We start from the raw sequence: 8,001 nt of genomic DNA, 5'->3' as shown, positions 1-8,001 counted from the left end.
ATCTCTATTCTAAATAAGGAGGAGTTTATGACCAATAAAATTCCTAAAAAAACATTAAAAAGAATTGAAGAGGATATTGAAAATAATAATCTTGGAAAAGCAAGAGATAGATTGCATGGCCTCATCTTTACATACCCAAATGAATTACATCTTCGAAAACAACTCGGAGATATTTATTATAAATTACAATATCCAGAAATGGCTGGACGTTACTGGTATCTAGAAGAGCATAAAACAGGTATTATGCATGAATCATGTTTATTATTTGAAAAATCAATGGGAAATAGTCCTCATCATATTGCACGTGCTTTAAAGTTTAAAGGCGATTCTAACCATATAAAAGGTTTGTATAAAGATCAACCTTTATCTTCAGTGCAGAAGAAAGTAGCAGAGGAGTTAATTTATGAGTATAAAGAAACATGGAAAGATAAGCTAGTTCCTTTTGGCTGTCTAGCATTGCTTGCTTCCCTTCTCTTTTCTGCCGTTGTTGGTCTATTCACTATTTGGAATTGGATTTTTTAATCACAGGGGGAATTTTCACATGTCAAACTACGCTAAAGAAGAAAGGCTAACAGGGGGAAACGTCTCAAGCGTATATCGTTCTGAAAATACTGTTCGGCGAGAGTTAAAGCCAGACAGTGAAAAGATTCATAAGCTATTGCAACATTTAGAAAACAAAGGATTTCATTATGCTCCAAAGTTTTTAGGTGTAGATGAAAAGGATAGAGAGATTTTATCCTTTATTGAAGGAGAAGCTGGCAATTATCCTTTAAAAGAATATATGCGATCTAATGATGTATTAAAAGAAATAGCAAAGATGCTCCGCCTTTACCATGATGCTGTAAGTGATTTTCCGTTATTAGCTGATTGGAGACCGATGGATCATACTCCAAATAACATTGAGGTTTTATGTCACAATGATTTTGCCATATATAACATTATTTTTAATAATGAGAAGCCAGTAGGGATTATTGATTTCGATGTTGCTGCTCCTGGTCCAAGACTATGGGATATCGCTTATACACTCTATACTTGTGTGCCTTTAAGTAGAGTGTATTATACTGAATCCGGTGAAGCCGTTCATTATGACTCATCGCAACATGCAGATCGTATTAAAGAGAGAGTGAATTTGTTCGTTCAGTCCTATGATAAAAATATGGATGAAGATTACTTAGGAATGGTGTTGCTTCGATTAGAAGGGTTATGTACATATATGAAACGAAAAGCTCAAGAAGGCGACTTGAATTTCCAAAGAATGATCGATGAAGGACATCTAGAGCATTATGAGAAAGATATGAAGTTTATTCGTGATCATAGGGCTGAGTGGAGTTGATTTAGTAATAAAGAAAAGTTAGTATCGTTTTTTGCCGACAACTCAATCTCTCTTTTCGAATCGTTTAGAAAATAACAAGGGGCACCTTTCAAAAAGGTGCCCCTTCCTTTTATTTCGTAAACTGTGCTTCTTCCGTAGATCCTTTTAGCGCTGTCGTTGATGAAGTTCCCCCTGTAATCACTTGTGCCACTTCATCAAAGTAACCTGTTCCTACTTCGCGTTGATGACGTGTTGCAGAGTAGCCATGTTTTTCAGCTGCGAATTCTGCTTGTTGTAGTTCAGAGTATGCTGCCATGCCGCGCTCTTTATAGCCACGTGCTAGTTCAAACATACCGTAATTTAATGAATGGAATCCAGCAAGTGTTACGAATTGGAACTTGTAACCGTAAGATGCGATTTCCTTTTGGAAGCTTGCAATTGTTTTTTCATCTAGTTTTTGTTTCCAGTTGAATGAAGGTGAGCAGTTATATGCAAGTAGCTTCCCTGGATGCTCCTTATGAATTGCGTCCGCAAATCGTTTTGCATCTTCTAAATTTGGTTCTGACGTTTCACACCAAACGAGGTCTGCGTACGGTGCATACGCTAAACCGCGCGCAATTGCTTGATCAAGACCTGCATTCGTACGGTAAAATCCTTCTGGTGTTCTTTCTCCTGTAATAAATGCTTTATCAACAGGATCAATATCGCTCGTAATTAAATCAGCTGCATCCGCATCTGTTCTTGCAACGATAATTGTCGGCACTCCCATTACATCTGCTGCAAGGCGTGCAGAAATTAAATTGCGTACTGCTGTTTGCGTTGGTAGTAGTACTTTTCCGCCTAAATGGCCACATTTTTTCTCTGAAGATAATTGATCTTCAAAATGCACACCTGATGCACCTGCTTCAATCATACCTTTCATCAGTTCGAATACATTTAATTGCCCACCAAATCCAGCTTCTGCATCTGCTACAATCGGTACGAAATAGTCTGTATCATCGCTTCCTTCCATATGCTGAATTTGATCCGCACGTTGAAGCGTTTGATTAATTCGTTTTACTACAGCAGGTACGCTGTTCGCTGGATATAAACTTTGGTCTGGATACATATGCCCAGAAAGGTTTGCATCAGCTGCTACTTGCCAACCACTTAAGTAAATCGCTTTTAACCCAGCTTTTACTTGTTGCATCGCTTGGTTTCCTGTTAATGCGCCAAGTGCGTTAATATAGTCTTCTGTATGAAGCGATGTCCAAAGCTTCTCAGCACCACGACGCGCTAACGTATGTTCAATATCAATTGACCCGCGCAGGCGAATTACATCTTCTGCCGAATATGGACGTGTGATCCCTTTCCAACGCTCATCTAATTCCCAGCTTTCTTGTAACTTCTCGATTCTTTCGTTTTTCATTTGTTCCATCCCCTTTTCATTTTTTATAAAATTTCATAACCCGGTAATGTTAAAAATGGTACGAATTCATCATTTCGAACGAGATTTGTAAACAACGTTGTCGCCTCTTGGAATCTCCCTTTCTTAAAGGCTTCCTTACCAATCTCTCTTTCTATTTTTGCTAATTCTTCTTCTTTTAATTCTTCCATTAATTCAAGCGTAATATTACGACCATCATTTAGTTTTCCACCTTCATGACGAATCCATTGCCATACTTGTGCTCTTGAAATTTCAGCTGTTGCCGCATCTTCCATTAAGTTATAAATGGGTGCTGCTCCCCGTCCGCTTAACCAAGATGCAATATATTGAATACCTACGCTAATATTCATGCGAAGGCCCTCTTCTGTAATCGTTCCCACCGGTACCTCTAGTAAATCGCTTTCTGTTACACATATTTCTTCACGTTTTCTAAAAATTTGATTTGGTGTTTTCATAATGTGATTAAACACTTCCATTGCAACCGGTACAAGTCCAGGGTGGGCAACCCAAGTCCCGTCATGACCGTCTAAAGCTTCGCGTTCCTTATCAGCACGCACTTTTTCAAAAGCTGCTTCATTTGCTTCTGGATTATTTTTAATCGGAATTTGTGCCGCCATTCCTCCAATTGCTGGTGCATTACGGCGGTGACATGTTTGAATTACTTTCAAAGAATACGAACGCATAAATGGCGCCGTCATCGTGACTTGTGCTCTATCTGGTAGTAAGAATTTATTATGATTACGGAAACTCTTTAAAAAGCTAAAAATATAATCCCATCTTCCGCAGTTTAAGCCAGCAGAATGATCTTTTAGCTCATACAAAATTTCATCCATTTCAAACGAAGCGTGAATCGTTTCCAGTAACACAGTTGCTTTAATCGTTCCATTTGGAATGCCGATATATTTTTGAGCAAATACGAATACATCATTCCATAATCTCGCTTCTAAATAACTTTCCATTTTCGGTAAGTAAAAGTATGGGCCGCTCCCTTTTGCTAAAAGAGCTTTCGCATTATGGAAAAAGTACAAGCCGAAGTCTACTAAGCTACCCGACATATTTTTCCCATCAACTTGCATATGCTTTTCCTCTAAATGCCATCCTCTTGGACGTACAATGAGTACAGCTGTTTTCTCATTTAATCTATATTCTTTCCCTTTATCATTTTCATGTGAAATCGTTCCCTTTACTGCATCTCGTAAATTGATTTGGCCTTCCACTGCATTTTCCCAAGTTGGTGAATTCGAATCTTCAAAATCCGCCATAAAAAGATGCGCTCCTGAATTTAAAGCGTTAATGACCATCTTTCTATCTACCGGTCCAGTAATCTCTACACGGCGATCCTCTAAGTCTTTTGGCAGCTTGGCAATTGTCCAATCCGCTTCACGTATGTGTTTTGTTTCTTCTAGAAACTTCGGAAACTCCCCTGCATCAATTCTCTTTTGTTTTTCTACACGTTTTTGTAAAAGTTCTATGCGGCGCTCATTAAAATTCTCATGTAGTTCCTTCAAAAAACTAAGCACCTCAGGTGTCAATATTTCGCTGTACGCTGGTAACATTTCTCCAACGAGTGTAACCCGTGAAGTTTGCGTCGACATATTAGCATCCCCTTCTTAAACTGTTTTATAACAGATTTGATTTCATGTTTTATATTATATAACAAATCTTCAGAAAAGGAAGTTTTTTTTGAAAATTCATTTCGTTTTTTTTTTCAAAACGCCATTCTTTCGCGCTTTATTTCATACAAAAAAGGCCGCTGTTATACAACAACGACCTTTTTGTATTATTTTTGAATTTCACTTTGACTAGTTAAACTTTATTACTGCCCTTGTTCCATATCATGCAATATTGCTCTATGTAAAAACTGTGCGTATTGTTCTCTCGTTACCTTCATAGACGGACCGAATTTACCTTCTCCGATTCCCATTGTAATACCATTTGTTTGTACTGCACTAATTGCATTCGTTGCCCATGAATTTGCTGAAACATCATTAAAGTTATGAGATCCCTTTGCCTGTAGGTCAAAAGCATTCGTAAGAACTTGTGCCATTTCCGCACGCGTTAACGTCGCCTTCGGTCTAAAGTTTCCATTCTCGTCTCCCTGGAAAATTCCGATTTCCGTTAGAGCCAATATCTCCTCGATAAAGCTTGTTGAATTTTCATCGATATCTCCATATGGGTTTTCATATTCATCTTGTTCTTCCATATCAAACACACGGTAAATTAAAGCTGCAACTTGCTCACGTGTTACATTATCCCCAAAACCGAATATTCCATCGCCATATCCCAAAATTATTTCTTGTTCCGCTAATTCATGAATTGCCTCATATGCCCAATGTCCTTTTGGTACATCTTTAAATACAATTGTATTTGCTTTTTGCAACGGTGCACTTTCCGCTTTTACACTATTACTCTCTGCTGAGAATAACACCCCACCCATAATTGTTAATGCTGTAGCTGTTTTTAATAATTTTTTGCTCATCAAATTATCTCCCCAATATGTATATGTTTTTTTAAAAATATACAGAATAAATGGTATAGTGACAATATATTTTCCGACACATTTCGTGACGGTTTTGTGAATCATATTACACATCATGTCTTTTTCATCGGGTTGATTATAAAGCTTGTTTATAACCATAAAAATACATAAATACGAATAATAATTCTTTTTTAAACAAACAAAAAAGCACAAATTTTTCTATTTGTGCTTTCATATTTCACTCTACTTCCAATCCTCTTTCAAATGATAATTAATAATCGCATTATTAATAAACTGAGCATATTGTTCTCTAGGTACAGGGCGATTTAATTCATACATGCCATTCCCAGTTCCTCTCACAACATTATTAGATTGTAACGCACTAATTGCATCTTCTGCCCAGTGACCTTTTGGAATATCTTTAAATGTATGTTTTTGTTTCGTTTCAAAATTAAATGCTCGTTTTAAAATGACAGCCATTTCCGCTCTAGAGATTGGTGCTTTCGGCCTAAAATCCCCTTGGCCATCCCCTGTAAAAACACCACGTTTTGTTAACGCTAAAATTTCCTTTTTAAAAGTGGTTGTACTATCAGAAACATCTTTATATGGATTCGCTACTGGCCCTTCTTCTTTTATCTCAAGTGTTCTGTAAATAGTCCCAGCTACTTGTTCACGTGTTATAAGATCGCCAACACCATACTTCCCGTTTCCATACCCTAATATAATTTTATGATACGCTAAATCCATAATAGCATCATATGCCCAAAATCCGTATGGAACATCTTCAAACACAATCATTTGTGGATACTCTTCCGCTTTTACAGGCGTCACATTCGCCCCTGCAAATATACCTCCTGCCATTGTCGCAATCATCATTACACCCAATATTTTTTTCTTCATTATCCTCTCTCCCTATTTCATTCAAATAAAATGAACTTCATTGTTTCAGGAGTACTATTTTTTTGTGAATGTAAGATAAAATGCAAATCTTCTAGAAGAAATATTTCCACTACCTTTCTGCTTTATACCCCCTTCTTTCTTTTTCAAAAAGGAAGTTGTCACATCTAAGGTGTTATATACTAAAACATTCTACAATCTCTTTATAAACTCCTTTTCACTTTATAACTTCCCTTTATTGGCACCTAAAGGAGATGCCTAATGGAGATTACTATATTCATGGTTTATATTTCAGAGGTAGCATTTTTCGCTGAATTTTGAGGTGGGGGTCTTACTGCCCAGCAAATAACGAGATAAAAAAATCATCCTTTTTTCTTAAAAGAGGATGATTTTTTTATATTTATTAACACTCAAATATGCTACTACTTTTGAAGAGTAAATTGGGCAACTATTTGTTTTAATTTTCCTGCTGCGTTATGCATATGTTCAATTGAAACCGAAATCTCTTGAACAGATTTTTCTTGCTGTTGAATAGACTCTTTTACCCTATCAGTTCGGTCAGATGATCTTTGGGAAATTTGAGCCATGTCTTCTGCAGAAGCCGAGATTTCCTCACTACTCGCTGCAATTTCATCTGTAGACATAGATACCGTTTGAATTTGCTCAGATACTTGCTGTACTTTTTCTGTAATTGTTCCAAATACTTTTTCTGTATGCATTACTACTTGTGTACCTGCCTGTACCTCATTATCTACTTTCCCCATCATATGTACCGTATGGTTCGTTGTTCCCATAACTTGAGTAATAAGATTCTCAATTTGTTTTGCAGAATCACTAGATTGTTCTGCTAATTTCCGCACTTCATCTGCCACAATTGCAAATCCTCTACCACTTTCACCAGCACGTGCAGCCTCAATTGCGGCGTTTAATGCTAATAAGTTAATCTGGGAGGTAATACCTTGCATAACATCAATGATTTTAACAATTTCTTCTGATTGTTCTTTCATAGTCTCTACTTGTTTCACACCGCTATGTACCGAATTTTGGATTGTATCCATCTGTTGAATCATTTGTTTCATTAATTTGTTACCACTCTCTGCATCTAATGCTGATTGAGCAGATAATTCATTTACAGAGGATGATGTATTGACTATACTCTGCATTCCTTGCGTCAACTCTTCCATCGCACCCGCAGTTTGTTCCATTGCTTGCATTTGACTCTCTGCACCATTTGCAACTTCTTCAATATCCATAGTGATTTTCTTCGCTGCACTACTAGATACTTCTGATGCAGATACTACTCCGTCTGCATGTTGGAATAAAAGCTGAATATTATTCTCTACTTCTTGCATATTTGTTCTTAGCCCTGCAATCATCTCGTTAAAATTACTTACTAATACACCTAATTCATCCTTAGCAGTATAATCACCATGTACGGTTAAATCTCCTTCTTTCGCTCTTTCCATCATACGACTAACCGTTTGTAAAGGAGCAACTATGAGCTTGCTAATAATATAACTTACTATACATATAACGATTGTAGTAACTACTACAAGAATGATAAAGGTAATAACGGAACGATCAATCATTTTTTGAGAATCTTTAAATACTTGGTCAGCTAAATTTGAAACATACGATTCTAGATCCACTGCATAACCAGCTAACTCTATTCCCTTCGGTTTTAATTCCTTCTGAAATTCATTTACCATTTGTGGCTCGTTTGTTGCCTTCGCCTTTTCAAATAATTTTTTATATGTATCTTTATAACTTGGTAAAGATTTCTTCATCTTCTGAAATAGTTCATCCTCTTGCTTACTTAAATTAAAACCATCATCATATTCTTTTAATAAAGAATCATATTTTTTAAGATCCTTTTCAATATTATCA

Annotated in this window: 7 protein-coding genes and 1 pseudogene; 2 read left to right on the top strand and 6 right to left on the bottom strand. The window is 36.7% G+C overall.

The window, feature by feature from the left end; genetic code table 11:
- Positions 1 to 27 precede the first annotated feature (27 nt).
- Positions 28 to 522 carry a DUF6584 family protein gene (locus ACQGSG_RS24090; RefSeq protein ID WP_000182386.1) on the top strand — a complete coding sequence of 165 codons (495 nt, stop codon included), beginning with the start codon at positions 28 to 30 and terminating at the stop codon, positions 520 to 522.
- A gap of 19 nt (positions 523 to 541) precedes the next feature.
- The gene (locus ACQGSG_RS24085; protein WP_325842717.1) at positions 542 to 1,333 is read left to right on the top strand and encodes a phosphotransferase; all 792 of its coding nucleotides are present in this window, start codon (positions 542 to 544) and stop codon (positions 1,331 to 1,333) included.
- A gap of 109 nt (positions 1,334 to 1,442) precedes the next feature.
- Here the strand turns inward: ACQGSG_RS24085 and aceA are convergent, their stop codons facing one another.
- From aceA to ACQGSG_RS24055, 6 genes and pseudogenes are all read right to left on the bottom strand, one after another.
- Positions 1,443 to 2,720, bottom strand: a complete 1,278-nt coding sequence (gene aceA / locus ACQGSG_RS24080; RefSeq protein WP_000787346.1) for an isocitrate lyase — start codon at positions 2,718 to 2,720, stop codon at positions 1,443 to 1,445.
- A 23-nt stretch (positions 2,721 to 2,743) separates the two neighbouring features.
- Positions 2,744 to 4,333: a malate synthase A gene (gene aceB, locus ACQGSG_RS24075; protein WP_000107348.1), complete on the bottom strand. Its 1,590-nt coding sequence runs from the start codon at positions 4,331 to 4,333 to the stop codon at positions 2,744 to 2,746.
- Between the two features lie 221 nt (positions 4,334 to 4,554).
- Positions 4,555 to 5,322 carry an S-layer homology domain-containing protein gene (locus ACQGSG_RS24070; protein WP_114159535.1) on the bottom strand — a complete coding sequence of 256 codons (768 nt, stop codon included), beginning with the start codon at positions 5,320 to 5,322 and terminating at the stop codon, positions 4,555 to 4,557.
- Positions 5,323 to 5,460: 138 nt separating this feature from the next.
- Positions 5,461 to 6,117, bottom strand: a complete 657-nt coding sequence (locus ACQGSG_RS24065) for an S-layer homology domain-containing protein (RefSeq protein WP_000727094.1) — start codon at positions 6,115 to 6,117, stop codon at positions 5,461 to 5,463.
- Between the two features lie 419 nt (positions 6,118 to 6,536).
- A complete protein-coding gene (locus ACQGSG_RS24060) occupies positions 6,537 to 7,298 on the bottom strand; it encodes a methyl-accepting chemotaxis protein (protein WP_426948190.1) in 762 nt (253 codons plus the stop codon).
- A gap of 234 nt (positions 7,299 to 7,532) precedes the next feature.
- Positions 7,533 to 7,580, bottom strand: a pseudogene (locus ACQGSG_RS24055) (hypothetical protein); the annotation flags it as partial.
- Positions 7,581 to 8,001 lie beyond the last annotated feature (421 nt).

This window comes from Bacillus sp. GMa5/1, assembly GCF_050172015.1.
Taxonomy (GTDB): domain Bacteria; phylum Bacillota; class Bacilli; order Bacillales; family Bacillaceae_G; genus Bacillus_A; species Bacillus_A cereus.
The sequence above is the reverse complement of the archived record's forward strand: the minus strand, read 5'-3'. Positions and strand labels throughout refer to the sequence as shown.

What these genes read in the sequence shown, in the direction of transcription:
- ACQGSG_RS24090 (WP_000182386.1), top strand. Translation starts at nt 28, where the DNA reads ATGACCAATAAAATTCCTAAAAAAACATTAAAAAGAATTGAAGAGGAT.
- ACQGSG_RS24085 (WP_325842717.1), top strand. Translation starts at nt 542, where the DNA reads ATGTCAAACTACGCTAAAGAAGAAAGGCTAACAGGGGGAAACGTCTCA.
- aceA (WP_000787346.1), bottom strand. Translation starts at nt 2,720, where the DNA reads ATGAAAAACGAAAGAATCGAGAAGTTACAAGAAAGCTGGGAATTAGAT.
- aceB (WP_000107348.1), bottom strand. Translation starts at nt 4,333, where the DNA reads ATGTCGACGCAAACTTCACGGGTTACACTCGTTGGAGAAATGTTACCA.
- ACQGSG_RS24070 (WP_114159535.1), bottom strand. Translation starts at nt 5,322, where the DNA reads ATGATTCACAAAACCGTCACGAAATGTGTCGGAAAATATATTGTCACT.
- ACQGSG_RS24065 (WP_000727094.1), bottom strand. Translation starts at nt 6,117, where the DNA reads ATGAAGAAAAAAATATTGGGTGTAATGATGATTGCGACAATGGCAGGA.
- ACQGSG_RS24060 (WP_426948190.1), bottom strand. Translation starts at nt 7,298, where the DNA reads ATGGAAGAGTTGACGCAAGGAATGCAGAGTATAGTCAATACATCATCC.